The following is a 19,300-nucleotide window of genomic DNA, read 5'->3' as shown; positions in this document are numbered from 1 at the left end:
TTTTTGAGTTCTATATTATTCTACAGAACCTTTGATTTTACCTTTTGATTTTGCAATCACCTCATCAGCAACGTTACGAGGAGCTTCTTCGAAGTGATCAAATTCCATCGTAGATGTTGCACGACCTGAAGTGATTGTACGTAATTGCGTTACGTAACCGAACATCTCAGAAAGTGGAACCAATGCTTTGATTACCTGTACACCGTTACGTGAATCCAAACCTTGCATTTGACCACGACGACGGTTTAAGTCACCCATTACATCACCCATGTTTTCTTCTGGTGTTAAAACCTCTATTTTCATAATTGGTTCCATTAACACTGGAGAACATTTAGGCAAGCCTTCACGGTATGCTTGACGAGCAGCTAATTCGAAAGACAATGAATCTGAATCGACAGCGTGGAATGAACCATCAATCAAACGAACTTTCATTCCTGATAATGGGAATCCTGCTAATACACCATTTTTCATTGAAGTTTCAAATCCTTTTTGAACTGAAGGGATAAATTCTTTAGGGATTTTACCACCAACGATTTCATTAACGAATTGAAGCGGTGATTTTGTTAAATCGAAATCTTCGTCCGCTGGAGAAATAACAACTTTGATATCCGCGAATTTACCACGACCACCGGATTGTTTTTTGAATACCTCACGGTGCTCAGTAGTACCGTTGATAGACTCTTTGTATGATACTTGAGGAGCACCTTGGTTAACCTCTACTTTAAATTCACGTTTCAAACGGTCGATCAAGATCTCTAAGTGAAGCTCACCCATACCAGAGATAACTGTTTGACCAGTTTCTTCGTCAGTTTTTACAACGAATGTAGGATCCTCTTCAGCCAATTTACCAAGACCAATACCTAATCTATCAACGTCAGCTTGAGTTTTAGGCTCGATCGCCAAACCAATTACTGGTTCAGGGAAAGTCATAGATTCAAGAACGATAGGTGCTTTTTCGTCACAAAGAGTGTCTCCAGTTTTGATGTCTTTGAAACCTACAACAGCACCGATATCACCAGCCTCGATGAAAGGGATCGGGTTTTGTTTGTTTGCGTGCATTTGGAAGATACGAGAGATACGCTCTTTGTTTCCTGAACGTGTGTTCAATACATAAGAACCTGCATCTAACTTACCAGAGTAAGCACGGATAAAACATAAACGACCTACGAATGGGTCAGTCGCAATTTTGAAACCTAAAGCTGCGAAAGGTTCGTTTACAGATGGTTTACGGAAAATCTCTTCACCTGTATCCGGGTTAGTACCTTTTACAGCTTCTACATCAAGCGGTGAAGGCAATAATTCCATGACCAAATCCAACATAGTTTGAACACCTTTGTTTTTGAAAGATGAACCACAAACCATAGGAACGATAGAGTTATCCAATACAGCTGCGCGTAATGCATTTAAGATCTCGCGCTCAGTCAATGAATCTGGATCTTCGAAGAATTTCTCCATCAAAGTCTCATCATAACCAGCTACTGCTTCCAATAATTTCTCACGGTATTCAGCAACTTCGTCCAACATATCATCAGGAATAGGAACTTCAGTGAAAGTCATTCCTTTGTCGTGTTCGTTCCAAACGATACCACGGTTGTTGATCAAGTCAACTACACCTTTAAAACTATCTTCAGCACCGATAGGCAATTGCAAAGCAACTGCATCAGAACCTAACATATCTTTAACTTGTTTTACAACTTTCAAGAAGTCAGCTCCTGAACGGTCCATTTTGTTAACGAAACCGATACGAGGTACTTTATACCCATCAGCTAAACGCCAGTTTGTTTCAGATTGAGGCTCAACACCATCAACAGCTGAAAACAAGAATACTAATCCGTCTAGTACACGTAATGAACGGTTTACCTCAACCGTGAAATCCACGTGTCCAGGAGTATCGATTACGTTTACTTGGTATTTGTTGTTACGGTAGTTCCAGAATACTGTTGTAGCAGCAGAAGTAATCGTGATACCACGCTCAGCTTCTTGCTCCATCCAGTCCATTGTAGAAGCACCTTCGTGAACTTCACCAATTTTGTGGTTTACACCTGAGTAGTAAAGGATACGCTCAGTTGTTGTAGTTTTACCAGCATCAATGTGGGCAGCGATACCGATATTTCTAGTGAATTTTAAATCTCTTGCCATAATATTTTTAAGCAGCGGACCTTAATGGTCTTATGTGTTTAAATGTAATGTTAAATAAGTACACCGACCTTGATAAAAGATTGTTTTTATCGGAGGTCGGTGTAATCATATTTTTTTGAATGTCTTCAAAATTAGAATCTGAAGTGTGAGAACGCTTTGTTAGCTTCCGCCATTTTGTGCGTATCTTCTTTCTTCTTAACAGCAGCACCTTCACCTTTAGAAGCTGAAATGATTTCTCCTGCTAATTTTTCGAACATTGTTTTTTCACCACGTTTACGAGCGTATGAAATTAACCATTTCATACCCAAAGCGATTTTACGATCTGGACGAACTTCCATAGGAACTTGGAAGTTAGCACCACCAACACGGCGTGATTTAACTTCAACAGCAGGCATAACGTTGTTCAAAGCTTTTTTCCATGCTTCTAAACCGCTTTCTTGTGTTTTTTGTTCTACTAATTCTACTGCATCGTAAAAAATAGAATAAGCGATAGATTTTTTACCATCCACCATCATATTGTTTACGAAACGTGTTACCTGAACGTCATTAAACTTTGGATCAGGTAAAATGATTCTCTTTTTCGGTTTTGACTTTCTCATTTTTCTTTCCTCCGTTTAATTATTTCTTTTTACCTTTTGCTGGAGCTGCAGCTGCTTGTCCTGGTTTAGGACGCTTAGTTCCGTATTTAGAACGACGTTGGTTACGACCTGCTACACCTGAAGTATCTAATGCACCACGGATGATGTGGTAACGTACACCTGGTAAATCCTTAACACGACCACCACGAATCAATACGATCGAGTGCTCTTGTAAGTTGTGACCTTCTCCAGGGATGTAAGCGTTGACCTCTTTTCCGTTTGTTAAACGTACACGAGCTACTTTACGCATTGCTGAGTTTGGTTTTTTAGGGGTAGTAGTATATACACGTGTACATACACCTCTTCGCTGTGGACATGAGTCCAACGCTGGTGACTTACTCTTATCAACCAGAGCTACTCTACCTTTTCTAACTAATTGTTGAATAGTAGGCATTTACCTGTTTTTGTTTATAAATTTTGTACCTTAAATATTTTAAGTTCGCAAAGATACTGATTCCCTTTTGAATATGAAATAGTTAGTGTATAAAATTTAGATTATTTTTTGAGTTGGCGCTGCTCTTTTCTGGAATATACCCATGCCCTTCTTTATTACCTCTTCATGCTTCTTTATTATCTCACCATCTTAATGACCTGGTCGCCCTCTCTGGGATGTTTGGCTGGATTGCCCAGCATCTTCATCATTTTTACGCTTCCACTATGTAACTAATTTGCATGAATGTAGGATATAATCATTTAATCAACTCACGAACGCTGTCATATGTTGCTAAAATGGAAGAGATAACTCCTTATGCTTAGTTGTACAAAAATATAGACGATTTTAGGGGGGGCGAATAGCCGCTCAATGGGGTGAATAGGTTTTTTCTTATATCTGCCGTAAGCTGTTCTTTCTCTGTGGAATATTCTTTAAAAACAGCCTTTTTTCAAAATTTCTCTTCTACTGGTTTCTGAGTATATTGCCTGCTTTGCCTGTTTTTGCGTTCTGTTTGGCAAAGCGTTTGATAAAAACGTATAAATATTTAGTAGAAACAAATTAATGTATTCAAGTTATGAAAATCAAAATGAAATTAATGTATGCAGTGGTATTGGCCTTGGTCACTTTCGCTTTTGTTGGATGTTCAAAGGACAAAGATGAACCTATCCAAACAGGTGGTAGCATCGATGCAGCTGTAGGTACGTATAAGGGTAAATTGGATCTATCAAACACAACTGGTCCTATGTTTGATAAAATCGTGACGGTTACAAAAGTATCTGACAACACACTCAAAGTTGAGATCGGGGACAAAGCATTAAAAATACCAACGAAAGAATTTAAGGTTATTAATAATATGAATGTATCGATTCAAACAGCAGGTGTTTCTCCCGAAGGAACATTCTTGTTTGATGTAAAAAATAAGACCCTTCTTTGCCAGGGAGAGAAGACAAGTGCAACAGAAGTCTTTTATACTTTCGAAGGAACGAAACAATAACTTTTTGTTTCTTATTCAAATGAAAAAGCGGTATTGACTAAATTCAATACCGCTTTTTCATGTCTTAAATCCGATTGGGTACGTTTAATAAGCTCGTTGGACCAGTTATGGTGGTTTTATATTAAGACAATAACGTAAAATCAATCTGCCGTTTATCCAGATCTACTTTCTTTACCCCGATTTGCACCTCATCACCCAGCTGGAATTTCTTTTTCTTCCGTTGACCAATGATCGCATAGTTCTTTTCATCAAGTACGTAAAAGTCATCGGTGATATCCCGCAGCCTGACCATACCCTCACATTTATTCTCTTCAATCTCCACATACATACCCCATTCTGTAACACCTGAGACAATACCGGTATATTCAGTTCCAATCTGATCCTGCAAGTATTCGGCCTGTTTGTATTTAATCGATGCACGTTCGGCCTCAGCCGCTTTTTTCTCCATTTGTGAAGAATGTTCGGCCATCTTTTCATAATGCTCCGCATTGATTTTGGTGCCCCCCTCCAAATAGAATTGCAATAGACGGTGTACCATCACATCGGGATAACGACGGATAGGGGAGGTGAAATGGGTATAATAATCAAATGCCAATCCATAGTGACTTGTCTTCTTTGTCGTATAGATCGCCTTGGCCATCGAACGAACGGCAAGCGAAGTCAGCATGTTTTGCTCTTTGCTGCCTTCTATTTTGGTCATCAGAGCATTTAAAGATTTTGCTGTTTCTTTATCTGTTTTGATGGTCAATTTATGGCCAAAACGCGCCGCAAATTGAGAGAACGTCGTCAGCGTCTCCGGATTAGGCACATCGTGAAACCGGTACACAAACGTTAGCTTGTTTTTTCCGCGCCCTTGTTTGCCGATAAACTCGGCAACTTTACGATTCGCTAATAGCATAAAATCTTCAATCAGCTTGTGTGCATCCTTACGGACCTTGGTATATACCCCGGTAGGTTTGTCATTTTCATCCAAGGTGAACTTGACTTCTTCACTTTCAAAGGCTATTGCACCATTTTTAAACTTACGTTCCCGAAGAATATAGGCCAGTTCATTTAATTTCAGGATCTCTTCACTGAAATCGCCCGATTTCGTTTCAATCACCTCCTGTGCTTCTTCATAACTGAAACGGCGGTCCGAATGAATGATGGTGCGGCCGAACCATTGATGGTGTACATTGGCTTTTTCGTCTAATTCGAAAACAGCCGAAAAGCATAACTTATCTTCATGTGGGCGTAAGGAACAAACGCCATTAGAAAGACGCTCCGGAAGCATCGGGATAACACGGTCCACCAAATAGACCGATGTACCACGGTTAAATGCTTCTTTGTCCAATTCTGTATCGGGTATCACAAAATGCGAAACATCCGCAATGTGAACACCGATTTCATAGTTGCCATTCTCTAATTTTTGAAAAGAGATGGCATCATCGAAATCTTTTGCATCCGCGGGGTCAATGGTAAAGGTCGTCACGTTTCTAAAGTCACGCCGCTTGGCAATTTCCTCCTTGCTTATTTCTTCTGGAATTTTATTCGCTTCATCCTCTACTTTTTTAGGGAACTCCAATGGGAAACCATAGTCGGCCAAAATAGCGTTCATCTCGGTGTTATTTTCCCCTTTGGTGCCCAAGACATGTTTAACCGTTCCAACAGGATTCTTGCTCCCGCTAGGCCAGTCGATAATCGACACGACCACTTTTTCTTTGTCCTTGGCTCCATTCAGATTGTCCAAAGGAATAAAAATGTCGTGTAGCATCTTGCGGTCATCCGCAATAAAAAAAGCAAAATTGTTGGAGATGCTGATCGTCCCCGTGAAATCAGTCTTGGCCCTTTGCAGAATTTCAACGATTTCACCCTCTTTTTTGCGGCCGCCTTTTCTTTTTTCGAAGGTATGGACCTTGACAATATCGCCATGGAGAGCCTGTCTAAGTTTCCGTGGAGCGATATAAATATCATTTTCAAATTCGTCATCCGGAATTACATAGGCAGAACCATCGGCGGTCATATCTACTTTCCCTGTGACATACACTTTGAGTTGCTTCAAATTAAATTTGCCTCTGTCCACCTCAATAAAAAGCCCATTCTTTACATTATCATGTAATATATCGGCGATAGCGACTTTCGAGTCGTTATCGTTGAGGTTCAATTTTGACGAAACTTGTTTATAGTTGAGGGGCTTATTACCCGATTTTTCGAAAATATCGATAATCAGTTGTGTTAACACCTCTTTATATGGATTTTCTTTTCTTGTTTTCATTCACTTATTATTTATTATTATTCATTTACATTGGTCTTTTACAGCCCAATGGATCCTTTGACTGGCTACGATAATGGATTTCAAAAAAACAGTCTTTACCACAGATTACGAGCGCTGTACATCAAGATCGATGCCAATACAATATACGAAAAAAACTGCATTTGACAGGACAATAAGGAGCTAAACGGAGCACCTTTCGATAGCCAATGTATAGACAGTTTAGCCGAAAAATAGTTTTGGATTGGTACAGCCTGATTTACTTTTTGCAATGATTGCACACACCAAGTGCATTTACTGCGATCGCTTCAAGACTAAAACCTGCTGGGATCGACACCTTTGGTAAGGTCATATCTTCCAGACAGTATACAGAATTGCATACCCGGCAAATAAAATGCACGTGTTGATCATGATGATCATGTTCTGAACAGTTTGTCGAACACATGGCATAAGTCGCTGTACCATGTAGATCAAAGATTTTATGGATAATCCCTTTCTCTTCAAAACTGGCCAATACCCGGTATAATGTGACACGGTCAATATCCTTGCCCAGTAATTTCTCTAGCTCCGGCTGCGAAATTGCCGAGTCTTTCCTCGAAATAATTTCAAGTACCTTCAACCGGGGTTGGGTAACTTTTAAACTATTTCGTTTGAGAATTTCTGGATATACAGTGTTGGAATCTTCCATGGATTTCTTCGTTAAGCCTTAGATGAAATACAAACTAAGAGAAATTTAAACTTATTTGCAAGTTTAAAAACTATCCGACGGATTTATTCATCGTATTTTTTCCCTTTAAATAGATCTGTAAGAAACAGAAACTGAATGTTTCATTTCTCAGAGATCATTTTTACAGTACAAAAATACGGAATCTCTTAAAAATAAGAAAACCGATAAGTTTAAGATTAGTGTCATCTTACCTATCGGTTTTCGTTATTATATGAAATATAGGAATCTTATTTGCCTGCAGCTTTCGCGTGATCAGCTAAGAATGTCGCTAGACCGCTATCTGTCAATGGGTGTTTTAATAAAGCTACAATCGCTGATAATGGACCTGTCATGACATCAGCACCGATTTTAGCACAGCCTAAAATGTGTGCGCTGTGACGTACAGAAGCTGCTAAAATTTGTGTAGGGTAGTTGTAGTTATCATAGATTAAACGAATATCTTCGATCAACGCTAATCCATCTGTAGAGATATCATCCAAACGACCGATAAAAGGAGATACATAAGTTGCCCCAGCTTTAGCAGCCAATAGTGCTTGACCAGCTGTAAATACCAATGTACAATTTGTTTTAATACCTTTTTTGCTGAAATATTTAATTGCTTTTACGCCATCTTTAATCATAGGGACTTTTACAACAATCTTGCTGTCAAGAGCCGCTAAAGCTTCTCCTTCTTTGATCATTTCTTCATAAGTTGTAGAAATAACTTCAGCACTGACATCGCCATCAACGATTGCGCAGATCGCTTTATAATGGTTGATTACGTTTTCATCACCGCTAATACCTTCTTTAGCCATTAAACTTGGATTGGTTGTTACCCCGTCTAATACACCTAAGTCTTGGGCTTCTTTGATTTGCTCTAGGTTCGCTGTGTCAATAAAAAATTTCATTGTATATGTTATTGAATGATAATAATTTGATTATTCTAATGTTCAAAATAATGACGCAAAGTTATTGATTATATTCCAGTATTGAAGCATTGATTTTCACCTATTGTATCTTTATTTTAGCAAAAAGGAATCTCTTCTCCTAATTTTTTGTTATACTTTTAATATACTATTATCTTTACGTATGCAGGTTTTTCGTTCTCTCCATTATAGAAATTTCCGTTTACATGTTATAGGACAAGCAATTTCCCTTATGGGGACCTGGATGCAGCGAATAGCCATCAGTTGGTTGGTCTATGAATTGACAGGATCAGTGTTTTGGCTTGGTTTTGTTCAGTTTATCTCCCTATTGCCCTCTTTGGTCCTGTCTCCATTTATCGGCAGTTTTGTCGATAAGCACAAAAAGTATAAATTGGTTCTGATGACCCAAATTGGTTTGATGATACAGGCTGGAATCTTGACCTTGGTCGTTTATCTGAAATGGGAGAGTGTCTTATGGCTTTCCATCTTGGGTCTTATACAAGGGGTTATTAATTCCTTCGATGTTTTGGGTCGTCAATCGCTGATGATGTATCTGGTTGGTGACCGTAAAGATCTGCCGAATGCCATTGCCCTGAATTCAACAATTTTCAATGGTGCCCGAATGTTGGGACCTGCAATAGGAGGTATTTTACTGAGTACATACGGTGAACTCGTCTGTTTTGCCCTAAATTTTATCAGTTTTGTTCCGGTCATTATTACATTGTTGATGATGCAGGTCGATGAAACGCATGTTCAACTGAGCAAGGGAAGCAATTGGGAAGGCTTGGTCGAAGGCTTTCGTTACCTCAAACGCTCACCGCATATTGCTTCACTGATTATTATCATGACATTCTCCAGCTTGATCGTTATTCCGTATACCTCGTTGCTACCTGCCATAGCAAAAGAAATGTTTCATGGCGATGAGCGTACGTTTTCCTGGTTTGAAAGTGCCGCCGGCTTGGGTGCAATGATTGGTGCATTTAATATGGCCCGTTTAAAATCGGGCACCAATTTGCGCTATCAGGTGATGGGTGCTGCTGCACTTATGGGAATTGCGTTATTGTTTTTGGCGCATTCAAGTATGCTGCAGATGGCACTCGTCTATGTGATGTTGGTGTCCTTTGCCATGATGATGCAAAACTCAAGTATCAATACCTATATTCAGACGCATGCCATACCAATCTATCGCGCCCGGGCAATCTCGTATTACGTTATGGCTTTTCAAGGAATATTTCCCATCGGTACATTGATGATCGGTTCCTTAGCCAGTTACTGTGGGCTTCGAATGACATTATACGTCATGGGTGGATTGGGGATATTGATCGCAATCGTATACTATGGCTATCTCCGGCTCCATATCCACAAACGCCTATTTAAGTTTTAATTTCCGGTTTCTTAATTTTAAGGTGCGTTTGGCATAATCAATGACGGCGCCATAGTCTGCAAAAATATCTCCACCCAATACGCCGATCACGGGTTCCAGATCCATCTGCTGATAGGCATAGTTGATCGAGCTTAAATCCAATACCGCCGTATTTAAGTTTTTTATCCGCCATTCACCTATGGTCAGACTCGGAATTTTCATGTTGAAACTCTCCATCGAATTGGTGCCAAGTCCTGTTGATAATGTTTCTGAAGGCTCAAGCTGTAATTGGTCTTCCAAAAGATGGAATAACTGTGTTTTGTCAAATACAGTTTTAGAGGCACCTGTATCAATCACCATCTTGAATGAACGGCTATATAATTCCACATCGACTAAAATATGTGTGCCCTGGCCCTGCAGATCCAGTAATTGAAATGGTACTGTTGTCATATAACCAAACATACCCAAAAAATCCCTTAAAAAAGAAATTTAAGGCCTCTAGCGTATGTTTAAAATGCCCTGAAAACGTTTATGCGTTAAGCCGATCATAAAAAAAGCTGTTATTTGAAGAATAACAGCCTTTCAACTTTTTATAGTTTATGCGCTACAGCGCTTTTATTTCTTTTAATACATCATTCATTGTACGCACTGCTTCTGCACTTTTACTGAATTTTTCTTTGTCCTCTTCATCCAGCTGAAGGGGGACAATCCGATCCCATCCTTTTTTATTAATGATAACCGGTACGCCAAGATTAATATCTTCTTGGCCAAATTCACCTTCGAGGTAAACGGATGCAGTAAATAACTTGTTTTGATCACGCACGATACTTTCGACCACTGCGGCTGTTGCGGCTCCTGGAGCATACCAGGCTGAGGTCCCGATTAGACTGGTTAGGGTTGCGCCACCAACCATCGTTTTGTGTACAATTTCGTCCTGCTCTTCCGGGGTAAGGAAATCAGTGACTGGAATACTGTTCCACGTGGAGTGCTTGATAAGTGGAATCATCGTTGTATCTCCGTGGCCGCCAATGACAATGGCATTGAGATCGGCCGCAGAAGCATTCAGTTTTTCGCTCAGTTGATATTTGAATCGGGCTGAATCCAATGTGCCGCCCATTCCAATGATTCTATTTTTTGGTAATCCACTTGATTTAAGTGCCAGGTAAGTCATGGTGTCCATGGGATTGGAAACGATGACAATGATAATATCCGGAGAATATTTTACCAGGTTCTCCACCACAGACTTGACAATATTCGCATTTGTGCCAATTAGTTCTTCGCGTGTCATTCCGGGTTTACGTGGAATTCCCGACGTAATGACGGCAACGGTAGAACCTGCAGTGGACAGATAGTCATTGGTTACTCCCTTGATTTTTGATTCAAAACCCAACAAGGCGGCAGTTTGTGCCATATCTTGCGCTTTACCTTCCGCAAATCCTTCTTTAATATCCAATAATACAATCTCTTCGGCGACATTTCGACGGATTAAATTGTCCGCTGTAGTTGCTCCTACAGCTCCGGCACCAACAATAGTTACTTTCATATGTAAATTATTTGTTTATTCATGAGCTAATTTCCGCTTAAGAATTCATGCTGCCTTCGGCGGTTTTCTATGCCGTATAAATATCCAGTCTCTCTTCACGAATGCGCGTATTTTTTACATGGATATTTCATGTGCATTGATGTGGATTAATAAATAATTCTTGAATTTAATCAATTATTGTCAGTAAATCAATGTATTTCGTGGGAATAACTTGTTTTTTGACATAATAATATGAGGGCAAACGCCGTTGGGCGAATAGCGTATAATAATAGCCTTCAAAGGGTACGATCCTGATGGAATACACCCAAAGAAAAAAGGCCTGAAATTCGCTCAAGCCTGTTTTTTTATCGTTTATATCAAATTTTAAATCCTAGAATGGATAACCGATGGCTAAATTAAACATCAAGTTATCCTTTCTCCATTTTGAACTTCCAAAGTCGATATCCTTAAATACCCAACGTTCTCCTTTAGGAAGATACGGGATGCGGAAAGGTATTGACATATCGGTACGAAGGATCAAAAAAGTAAAGTCGAAGCGTAATCCAGCGCCACCGCCAACAGCTAATTCATTCAAAAAGTTCTTGCTGAATTTACCGCCGGGCTTGTTGACGTCATCCCGTTGCAACCACACATTCCCCGCATCAATGAACGCTGCCCAATGAACAAAGCCCGCTAATTTGGCTCTATATTCGGTATTCAGCTCTAATTTGATGTCACCGGTTTGGTCTGCATAGAAAAGCCCATTGCTTAATTTTTCAGGAGCAACTGTTCCTGGGCCAATTGCACGAGCACCAAAAGCACGGATACTGTTAGGTCCACCCACATAATATTGTTTTAAATAGGGGAGTGACCGCGAGTTGCCATACGAATAACTTAAGCCCAAACTGACCCGCGAGGCAAGCTGCGAATTCTCCGACAATTTGAGATAATGTCTTCCATCGCCACTGATCTTGATGTATTGGGAAAAATACGCATCGAACAATTTGAAGGTTTTCCCTTTATTGAAATCTGCTCCCTTTATTAATCCGAGTATATTCCCCGAGAGGTCCAAGTTGCCTTTGAAATAAAAGGTATTTTTCAAATGCTGCTTCATCGTATTTTGAAACGTGAAATTGTAATTTGGGCCAATCGTAAATTGTGGATCTATTGCATGCCTTAACGCCGGAATGGTATCCATTTGTTTTTGATAGTTTTCTGAGATCCCTTTAGGCTGGACATAGGTAATCTCCATTAAAGCAAGATCGTGCTGCTTCTCCTCAGACTCCTGCCAGATATAACCGTAATCCAATGCGATGGAATTTAAGGTATATGCTTTGCGGCGATTTAAAAATTCATACCGTCCTTTGACGTAAGTCTTCGGGATAAAACGCCGTGTCGGTGAAATCCGCCCAAAAGGGGACAATATCCGTGGAAAAGTCAGTGTAGCCTCCATCCCGTAACGGTAATAACTCGAATTGAGGTCGGCCGACCCACCGGTCTGCGTTTCATAACCTCCGAATACATTAAAACTCAACTGCTCCGCGCCTTTAAATGCGTTGCGTAAAGTCCAGTTGACATTGACCTCGGTACCATTGTATACTGAGGCCATTTTTCCTAAAAGTTCCACACGGAGTGATTTCTTGGGCAATGGAGTTAAGTAGTAGTAGACGTCCAGTGCGTTGGGGACTTCTTTGCTGTCGACAAAGTTATTTTTGACAAACTTCCAGCTATTGAGATTCACCAGGTGGCTGATGGTTTGATTGTGGGCATTACGGTTATAGACGTCGCCTGGATGGAAGAAGATATGATTCGCGATCACAGGCTTTCTATACAGATGCTGGCGGTCTATAAAATAGTAACTGCTATCATATAGTTCCGCATTGCGGGTGGATCGCTGATAACCGGAGCTTGTTTCCGTGTAGTTCGGGAAAATGTAGATCTTATTGATCTTGGATGGTACCCTTGCCTGTGCCGGTGTCTCCTTTTTCACCGTAACATACATATCGACTTTGTTGTTCCGATGCGAACTGTCTACCTGAACTAGGATGTAATCGGGACTGAAATAATAATACCCCCTATTTTTGAGGTCATTGTCGATGCGGTCGCGCTCATTGAGGATAACATCTAAACTGTAATTCTTACCCACTTGCAAGAGGCTTTTATCCGAGCTCGAACGGATATCTTTACCCAACTGTGTTGTGCTGTCGATGTCGAATTGAACAGATCTGATTCGGTAGATCAGATTAGGCTTGGCTGTATAATTAATGGTTGCTTTTTTGTCTTCAACTAAGGTGTCCGATTTCACTTCCGCATTGAAGAATCCGAAATTCTCCAGACGATTGCGCAATAGGTTTTCATTATATTCGCGATTGACGTCGCTCAATAGTACTGGTTCTTCACCGATCTTCTTGAGGAATTTTTTAATGATGTTATTCCCCGCAGAGTCCCCGGCCATATTGTTGAAATAGAGCTTGAATGGCACGCCGGCCAAACGTTTGTTGGGCTTTGGCATCAGTGCAGCTTCTAAATGAGTCGCAATCTTTTCCTTATTTTCTTTGGATATCGTGTCCGAATCGACTATTACATTGCCCTTGACATATAAGCTTTCCCCTTCTTTTAGATTCTTGGTGGAAGAGCAGGATGCTATGAATGCAGCGCATGAAACTATTCCCACAATATACTTTAGTTTAGTTTGCATGGTAATTCCTTTCCTCATCTTCATTTTTTATAGCTGTCGTTCTGATGGTATCTATAGTTGATTTTGGACTATCGCTTTTCGGCGTACGTTTCGTTGAGTCCAGCTGTTGCTTACGTCTCTCTTTTTCTCTTTCCTCCATACGCTTTCTGTATTCAGGACTATGGGTCATCAAACTATCTCGGATAACGGTGCGTACACTGTCGCGATAGACTGAATCGGTTTCCATACGTTCTACATCGAAACGTTTTCTGAAACCCTTGCTATTGGTGTCGTAATACTCTTTGAGTTTTTTCGAACTCATCCAGATCTCCTTAAATCGGTTGTAATCCATATTGATGATAAATCCGATACCCGTTTCTACATATTGACCTTGGAGTGTAACCTGATATTGATTTTTACGATATACCCGCGCAAAATAGCGGCCATCTTGCGAAAGTTGGTAATCCAATTGGATATCTCCAGCAATGTTGTTGGCTGTTTCTCCCGGACGTGTATTTCCTTCAACTTCAAAATTAGAGCCAACGGTAATTTTTAAACGGTCATTTAAAAGCATTTTAGACACGCCGATATTCAGATCTGTTCGGGTCTGGCCAGCTCCAGTAGCGTAATCTTCTTCCGAAGTTAGGTTGAAGTCCAGCTCTACTCCGGTGATAAGCTCGGAGGCAAGGCGGTTCAATTGACCGCTCAGGAACGAACTGATGCTATTTCTGACAATGGCTTCCGTACCGCCGCCACCGGATAAACTCTCAAATGGATTGGTCGACATAAAGCGCCCCAAAACAATCAGTGAAAAGACCTGTTTGTTCAGCTCAGACGGATTTTCACGTAAGGTGGTCAAAGCATTATTAACCTTGCTAATCACATCTTGCGAAACAACCGAGTTGTTTTCGTCCAAGTCGATATCAAAATTTAGTTGCGGTTGGAACAGTTTGTCTGTAATCTTCAGTAAGACATTGAAAGGAATCCGCTGCTTGTACAAATTAGCGTTTTCCGACCCCAGCTGCGTCGCTACAAGTTCGAGGGTTGGTGCTTTGGTTGTGTATGCTGCCGTGATATTTAGCTGCGCATCCAAGGGATCTCCATTCCAAGTTATGGTACTTCCTTTTCGGAATGTAAAATCCTTTTTCACGGGGCCAAAACTGAAGGAATAACTTCCTTTGTCTACTGTAAATGTACCTGACAAGGTAATTTTGCTACTTGCATCAATACCGGCGTTCAGTTCCGCTTCACCCTGGATATTCAGTGCATCCTGTGAACCAGCATCCAAGAGGATCTTAAATTTGGCGTCCTTATCGGTTTGAAGATTTAGATCTACGTCGATTCCCGTCAATCGGGTAACAGTCATAGAATCTAATTTTGCAAATACATTGGCTCTTGTTGTATCACTCTTATCAACAAATTCGACAACACCTTTACGATCGGCCATCCCAGGATCCTCGTTTGGCATGACAAAGGTAAAGTCCGTATCATCTAACACCTTGATTGTCCCATCAACGATAGGCTTATCCAGATTCCCCCGAATGCGCAGGTTCGACGTAAGGTACATTTTACCATAAAACATGTCGTTGTCGCTTTGTGTTGAATTGAGTACCTCAAAATTGTCGGTATTGACATTGAGATTGAAATCAAAATCAGTATATGTTTTGGTTTCTATGGATCCCGTTACCTTGGCAATATTTCCTTTTTTGTCTTCTAATGCAAATTTTGGGAAAGTAATGCCTCTTTCATCCAAATGAATGGTTTCATCTTTCGCTTTGAATAGTGCATTCAACATAGCAATATTGAACTGGGCATCTTTAAACTTAACATCGCCGTTAATGCGGGGTTTGGATGGCGATCCTGTTATTTTTAACTGGCCTTCCAGGTTTCCCTTCGAGTCTTTTAGGTAGCCCAGACTGAATGCCTGTACCGTCTGCATAGACAGCGGTGCAATATCCAAAGTGAAATCGAGGCTTGCTTCTCCCTGAGGAGGACTGATAAAATCACCACTTAATACGACATTATTGCCATTTTCACTGATACTGATATTCGCATTATAGGTGTTTTCTTTTTGGTTATTCACTTTTATATTGACATTACCAACGGTATCTTTTCCAATATAAAATTTATCGATCACAAGATCAGAAACAAATACAGGGCTGCTTTCTAGGCGTGATATCGTGGCCTGGCCATTAATGCCGCCGCCAAGATCGACTGTTTCACTTTCAAGCATTTTACTTAATGTCTCGATGCGGAAATTCTTAAATGCAATGTTAAGCGGCGAATTGAGCACACTATCCTGCGATGATATGCTCAGCTCCTGTCCTTTATTACTTAAGATAAAATCATTGGCCTGAATACCTGTGCTTCCAAATTTGAGTACATTGTTTGGATTTATCGTCCACTTGTCGTAGTTCAGCATAAGGCCGTCCTGAAGTAGGCTAAAAACGAATGCGCCATTATCAACGCGCATATTGGCACCCAAATGATACTGCTCTTTCTCTTTCTTGTCTTTTATCCAGAGACCGAAATCCAAATTGTTTTGGATGACTTTACCACTGAATACGGTATTCACCAGTTCAATATTGCTTACCTTGATTTTATTGATCAATGCCGAGTAATACAGTGTACTGTCGAGGGTATTGATATCCAAAGTAACGTTATTGATTTCAGTGCCATTATAGATTATTTTCGGTGCATCCAACTTGGCGAGAATCGTTTTTGATTGACTGTTAAACATACCATCCAATGTGATATCCGACATCTCTGTCAGTTCTGGCAAGAAATCTTTGATAAACTTAGTTCGCGTCAATTGGGCCGAAAACTCGATGTTCTGTGGTTCGTATTTGGGCACTTTAACAGCTTTGCCTGGTTGGTAATATACCTGTAAGATGTCTTGAACGGCATTCTGCAATTCTAGAATTTTGTATTTTCCGACCAAATGGGCGTTTAAAAAGTCCGATTTTAAAAGTAGCAAGTTGCGGCTAGTATCCGCTTTTGCAATTAGTGATATACTGTCTAGCGAGTAATAAGCATCATTGTAAACAATGGATGAATTGGTAATGTGTGCTTCTCCGTTCAAAAAATTTGGATCGGCTGAACTGAAATTTCCAACGAGTTTACCATGGTATTTGAACTCGTCATCCATCAATTTTAACTTTTTAAGATTGATAGTGTCTACCATAAGCTCAAAATCCACCTGTGGATACTTGGATTTCATATTGGCTGTCGCATTTAACTTCAATTGGATATTTGGATCAGGGCTGACGACAGCGGCTTTTATGTCCCCTTTGTCTGCTGTAAGATTCATATCGATATTCTGGTAGCGATAGCCCATGGCATCCATCCGATTTACTTTGCCATCAAAGTTGGCGACAAGCTTCTTGGGATCTGTTCCATGACCCTTAATTTTCCCTTCAAAGGAAAGTATGCCTAACGTACTGTCCATTTTCATGATCTTACCAATGTCAAAATCACGAATACTGACGAAAGCATCATAGGTTGTATCGCGGCCTATCATGCCTACTTTACCATTAAATTTGGCCGTCCCTTTCTCTGTTACCAACGAAAGATTGGTGTTAAACGCATTCATTCCGCCTTTAAAAGTTCCGGTAAGTCCGATTGTATTGGGTAATTCTATTCCACTCGGCAACATTTTCTTTGAAACCAGCTTTTCGATATCCGAACGTCCTGTAGTCAATTTTTTTAAATTAAGATCCATGGACATTTTATCGACATTGGGTAGCCCCTTTAAATGTAGACTTGCAATGACACGTGTGTTGGACAGGGTTTGAAAATCAATTGCCGGAATATTGAGGTCATTTAACTTCCCGACAACGCGACCATCAATATTAAATTTTTTGTCCATCAACGGTTTCATCACCTGCATGGTGTCCAAAAAAGGAGCGAAATAGTAGATATCGCGCATATCAACACGGCTCTTTTTGATGGTTGCATTGACGTAGATCAGTTCTGGTTTTTTAGCGATAACATCCAAAGAAGGATAAGTTATTTTTAAGTAATCACGCAGCAGAGTGCGTGGCGTCTCTGCATATAGATTTTTGATCTCCGCACCGGTATTTGTATACTTAAAATCCCCCTTCAATTGCTTGATCACAAACCCCGATTGATCGGAGGCTACAAGTTCTTTGAGTGATCCACTGATGGAATCGGCACTGTAGTAAAGATCATTTAAACTGGTTTTCATCCCAGGGATCTTAATGTTGAAGTAATCAAAGCCTTTCATACGGGCCTGATTATCGTCTCTATAAGCTAAGCTTGTTTTATTGATCTGGATTTCTTTGGCAGAAACAACCCAGTTTATTTTGGTTGTATCCGCGGTGTTTTTCGCTGCTGCGTTTACTTTTTTCTGGATCTTTCCAAAGAGCACAGTATTGTCTGAACCGTCAAGATTGATCGTCTGAATATCGACAAGTTCTTTGTTAAGGTCGATCTTGTTAATGTCCGCATGGAGGTTCTTAATATAAAATTTGGTGTTCAACAGGCTAGACTGATCCTCGTAGCGTACTAAGATATTCGTCAGGTCTGCGATCTGTATACCGACATCGGGAAGCAAGGCGGTTGTTTGTGCGGTTTTATCCGTAATGCCAAAGTCTTCGACCGAGGGAGCTGTACCGTCCTTAATCGGCCGCCATTGTTTCACTGTGGCGCTCAGACCATCTATTTTCACTTTTGGAAGATTGAAGGCCATGTTTTTTGTGAGGTCGAACTTTTTGATATTGGTATTTAGGCTGTTCAGGTAAACATCGGCACTTGTTCCAATGACGTCATCGGCATAAACAATATGAAATTTGTCAAATTTGACTTTATCGAGGTTAAATAGGAGGGCTGAACTGCTGTCTGCAGTTGCTGTGCTTTCTTTTTGGGAAGCGAAAGCTTTAACAATATAATCAAAGTTGAACGAACTGTCCGGCAATGTACGTCGAATTTTTGCAGTGATTCCTTCTGCTTCGAGACGCTGTATTTCAACTGTGTTTTTCAACAGCTTGAGCATATTGATATCAACAGCAATGCTTTTTCCTGCTACTAAGGTATCTTTACTTTGGTCGGCTAAATAGATATCCTCCAATACCAGTTTTTTAGGAAAATCAATATTAATGTAGCCAATTTTAACAGGGGTACCAATTTTGCCTTCTACATATTGCGTTACTTTTCCGGCAATATAATTCTGAACGGCAGGTATTCTGATTAAAAATACAATAAGAATAGCCAGCGCAATGATGCCTCCAATAATCCACAATATTGTTTTAAAAGCAATTAGGGTAAATCTGTTCAACGTATTATTTGATTAAGTATCTATTAATAAAAATTAAAACGGAAAAAAGTTTGCTAAGTTTACAGATATTAACATATATCGCCACTATTTCAGCAAACTAAGATAAATTTGCCTGTAAATGCAAGTTTAATTTCTGTGTTATACCTGCTAGCAGATATTAGACAGTTTCTAATTTCCCTTATATAAAGTCATTATATCTTCGGGGCTGTTCTAAAAACACATCAAATAATTGACCAAACCATTCTAGCCGTACAAAGTTTTTTGTTTTTTAATTTTATGTTAATAAAAGCATTAAATACCTATTAATTTGCCAAAAAAATAGGTAATTAATACATGTAGTATTCTGTCGAATAGT

Annotated in this window: 12 protein-coding genes; 2 read left to right on the top strand and 10 right to left on the bottom strand. The window is 40.1% G+C overall.

Annotation, left to right across the window (positions count from 1 at the left end):
• Positions 1-15 precede the first annotated feature (15 nt).
• From fusA to rpsL, 3 genes are all read right to left on the bottom strand, one after another.
• Complete coding sequence (fusA, locus tag B4Z90_RS15465) at positions 16-2,139, bottom strand: elongation factor G (protein WP_046671862.1); 2,124 nt, start codon at positions 2,137-2,139, stop codon at positions 16-18.
• A 131-nt stretch (positions 2,140-2,270) separates the two neighbouring features.
• Complete coding sequence (rpsG, locus tag B4Z90_RS15460; protein WP_046671863.1) at positions 2,271-2,738, bottom strand: 30S ribosomal protein S7; 468 nt, start codon at positions 2,736-2,738, stop codon at positions 2,271-2,273.
• A 19-nt stretch (positions 2,739-2,757) separates the two neighbouring features.
• A complete protein-coding gene (gene rpsL, locus B4Z90_RS15455; RefSeq protein WP_002993550.1) occupies positions 2,758-3,171 on the bottom strand; it encodes a 30S ribosomal protein S12 in 414 nt (137 codons plus the stop codon).
• A gap of 613 nt (positions 3,172-3,784) precedes the next feature.
• Between rpsL and B4Z90_RS15450 the strand changes: the two genes are divergently transcribed.
• Positions 3,785-4,204, top strand: a complete 420-nt coding sequence (locus tag B4Z90_RS15450; RefSeq protein ID WP_083295824.1) for a hypothetical protein — start codon at positions 3,785-3,787, stop codon at positions 4,202-4,204.
• A 121-nt stretch (positions 4,205-4,325) separates the two neighbouring features.
• On the opposite strand, the gene rnr is transcribed toward B4Z90_RS15450, so the two are convergent.
• The 3 genes from rnr to fsa all read right to left on the bottom strand — a co-directional run bounded on the left by rnr (position 4,326) and on the right by fsa (position 8,069).
• Positions 4,326-6,458, bottom strand: a complete 2,133-nt coding sequence (gene rnr / locus B4Z90_RS15445) for a ribonuclease R (RefSeq protein ID WP_286802712.1) — start codon at positions 6,456-6,458, stop codon at positions 4,326-4,328.
• Positions 6,459-6,714: 256 nt separating this feature from the next.
• Positions 6,715-7,143, bottom strand: a complete 429-nt coding sequence (locus B4Z90_RS15440) for a Fur family transcriptional regulator (RefSeq protein ID WP_046671865.1) — start codon at positions 7,141-7,143, stop codon at positions 6,715-6,717.
• Between the two features lie 266 nt (positions 7,144-7,409).
• Positions 7,410-8,069 carry a fructose-6-phosphate aldolase gene (fsa, locus tag B4Z90_RS15435; RefSeq protein WP_070562966.1) on the bottom strand — a complete coding sequence of 220 codons (660 nt, stop codon included), beginning with the start codon at positions 8,067-8,069 and terminating at the stop codon, positions 7,410-7,412.
• 181 nt (positions 8,070-8,250) lie between these two features.
• On the opposite strand from fsa, the gene B4Z90_RS15430 reads away from it, so the two are divergent.
• A complete protein-coding gene (locus B4Z90_RS15430) occupies positions 8,251-9,471 on the top strand; it encodes an MFS transporter (protein ID WP_286770003.1) in 1,221 nt (406 codons plus the stop codon).
• On the opposite strand, the gene B4Z90_RS15425 is transcribed toward B4Z90_RS15430, so the two are convergent.
• From B4Z90_RS15425 to B4Z90_RS15410, 4 genes are all read right to left on the bottom strand, one after another.
• Positions 9,457-9,900 carry a retropepsin-like aspartic protease gene (locus B4Z90_RS15425; protein ID WP_286802711.1) on the bottom strand — a complete coding sequence of 148 codons (444 nt, stop codon included), beginning with the start codon at positions 9,898-9,900 and terminating at the stop codon, positions 9,457-9,459. The two genes, B4Z90_RS15430 and B4Z90_RS15425, sit on opposite strands and share 15 nt — an antisense overlap.
• 154 nt (positions 9,901-10,054) lie before the next feature.
• Positions 10,055-10,993, bottom strand: a complete 939-nt coding sequence (locus B4Z90_RS15420) for a malate dehydrogenase (RefSeq protein WP_070562960.1) — start codon at positions 10,991-10,993, stop codon at positions 10,055-10,057.
• A 370-nt stretch (positions 10,994-11,363) separates the two neighbouring features.
• On the bottom strand, positions 11,364-13,694 hold the full coding sequence (locus tag B4Z90_RS15415) for a BamA/TamA family outer membrane protein (protein WP_286802710.1): 2,331 nt from the start codon (positions 13,692-13,694) through the stop codon (positions 11,364-11,366).
• Positions 13,660-18,945: a translocation/assembly module TamB domain-containing protein gene (locus B4Z90_RS15410; RefSeq protein WP_286802709.1), complete on the bottom strand. Its 5,286-nt coding sequence runs from the start codon at positions 18,943-18,945 to the stop codon at positions 13,660-13,662. The genes B4Z90_RS15415 and B4Z90_RS15410 overlap by 35 nt, the downstream gene beginning before the upstream one ends.
• Between the last annotated feature and the right edge of the window lie 355 nt (positions 18,946-19,300).

Source organism: Sphingobacterium sp. UBA5639, assembly GCF_002421245.1.
GTDB classification, from domain to species: domain Bacteria; phylum Bacteroidota; class Bacteroidia; order Sphingobacteriales; family Sphingobacteriaceae; genus Sphingobacterium; species Sphingobacterium multivorum.
This window is presented reverse-complemented; position numbering and strand designations above follow the sequence as displayed.

Excerpts from the sequence above, each read along its gene's own strand:
- B4Z90_RS15415 (WP_286802710.1), bottom strand. The coding sequence starts at position 13,694 with ATGAAGATGAGGAAAGGAATTACCATGCAAACTAAACTAAAGTATATT.
- rpsL (WP_002993550.1), bottom strand. The coding sequence starts at position 3,171 with ATGCCTACTATTCAACAATTAGTTAGAAAAGGTAGAGTAGCTCTGGTT.
- B4Z90_RS15430 (WP_286770003.1), top strand. The coding sequence starts at position 8,251 with ATGCAGGTTTTTCGTTCTCTCCATTATAGAAATTTCCGTTTACATGTT.
- B4Z90_RS15440 (WP_046671865.1), bottom strand. The coding sequence starts at position 7,143 with ATGGAAGATTCCAACACTGTATATCCAGAAATTCTCAAACGAAATAGT.
- fusA (WP_046671862.1), bottom strand. The coding sequence starts at position 2,139 with ATGGCAAGAGATTTAAAATTCACTAGAAATATCGGTATCGCTGCCCAC.
- rpsG (WP_046671863.1), bottom strand. The coding sequence starts at position 2,738 with ATGAGAAAGTCAAAACCGAAAAAGAGAATCATTTTACCTGATCCAAAG.
- B4Z90_RS15420 (WP_070562960.1), bottom strand. The coding sequence starts at position 10,993 with ATGAAAGTAACTATTGTTGGTGCCGGAGCTGTAGGAGCAACTACAGCG.
- rnr (WP_286802712.1), bottom strand. The coding sequence starts at position 6,458 with ATGAAAACAAGAAAAGAAAATCCATATAAAGAGGTGTTAACACAACTG.
- B4Z90_RS15425 (WP_286802711.1), bottom strand. The coding sequence starts at position 9,900 with ATGACAACAGTACCATTTCAATTACTGGATCTGCAGGGCCAGGGCACA.
- B4Z90_RS15450 (WP_083295824.1), top strand. The coding sequence starts at position 3,785 with ATGAAAATCAAAATGAAATTAATGTATGCAGTGGTATTGGCCTTGGTC.
- fsa (WP_070562966.1), bottom strand. The coding sequence starts at position 8,069 with ATGAAATTTTTTATTGACACAGCGAACCTAGAGCAAATCAAAGAAGCC.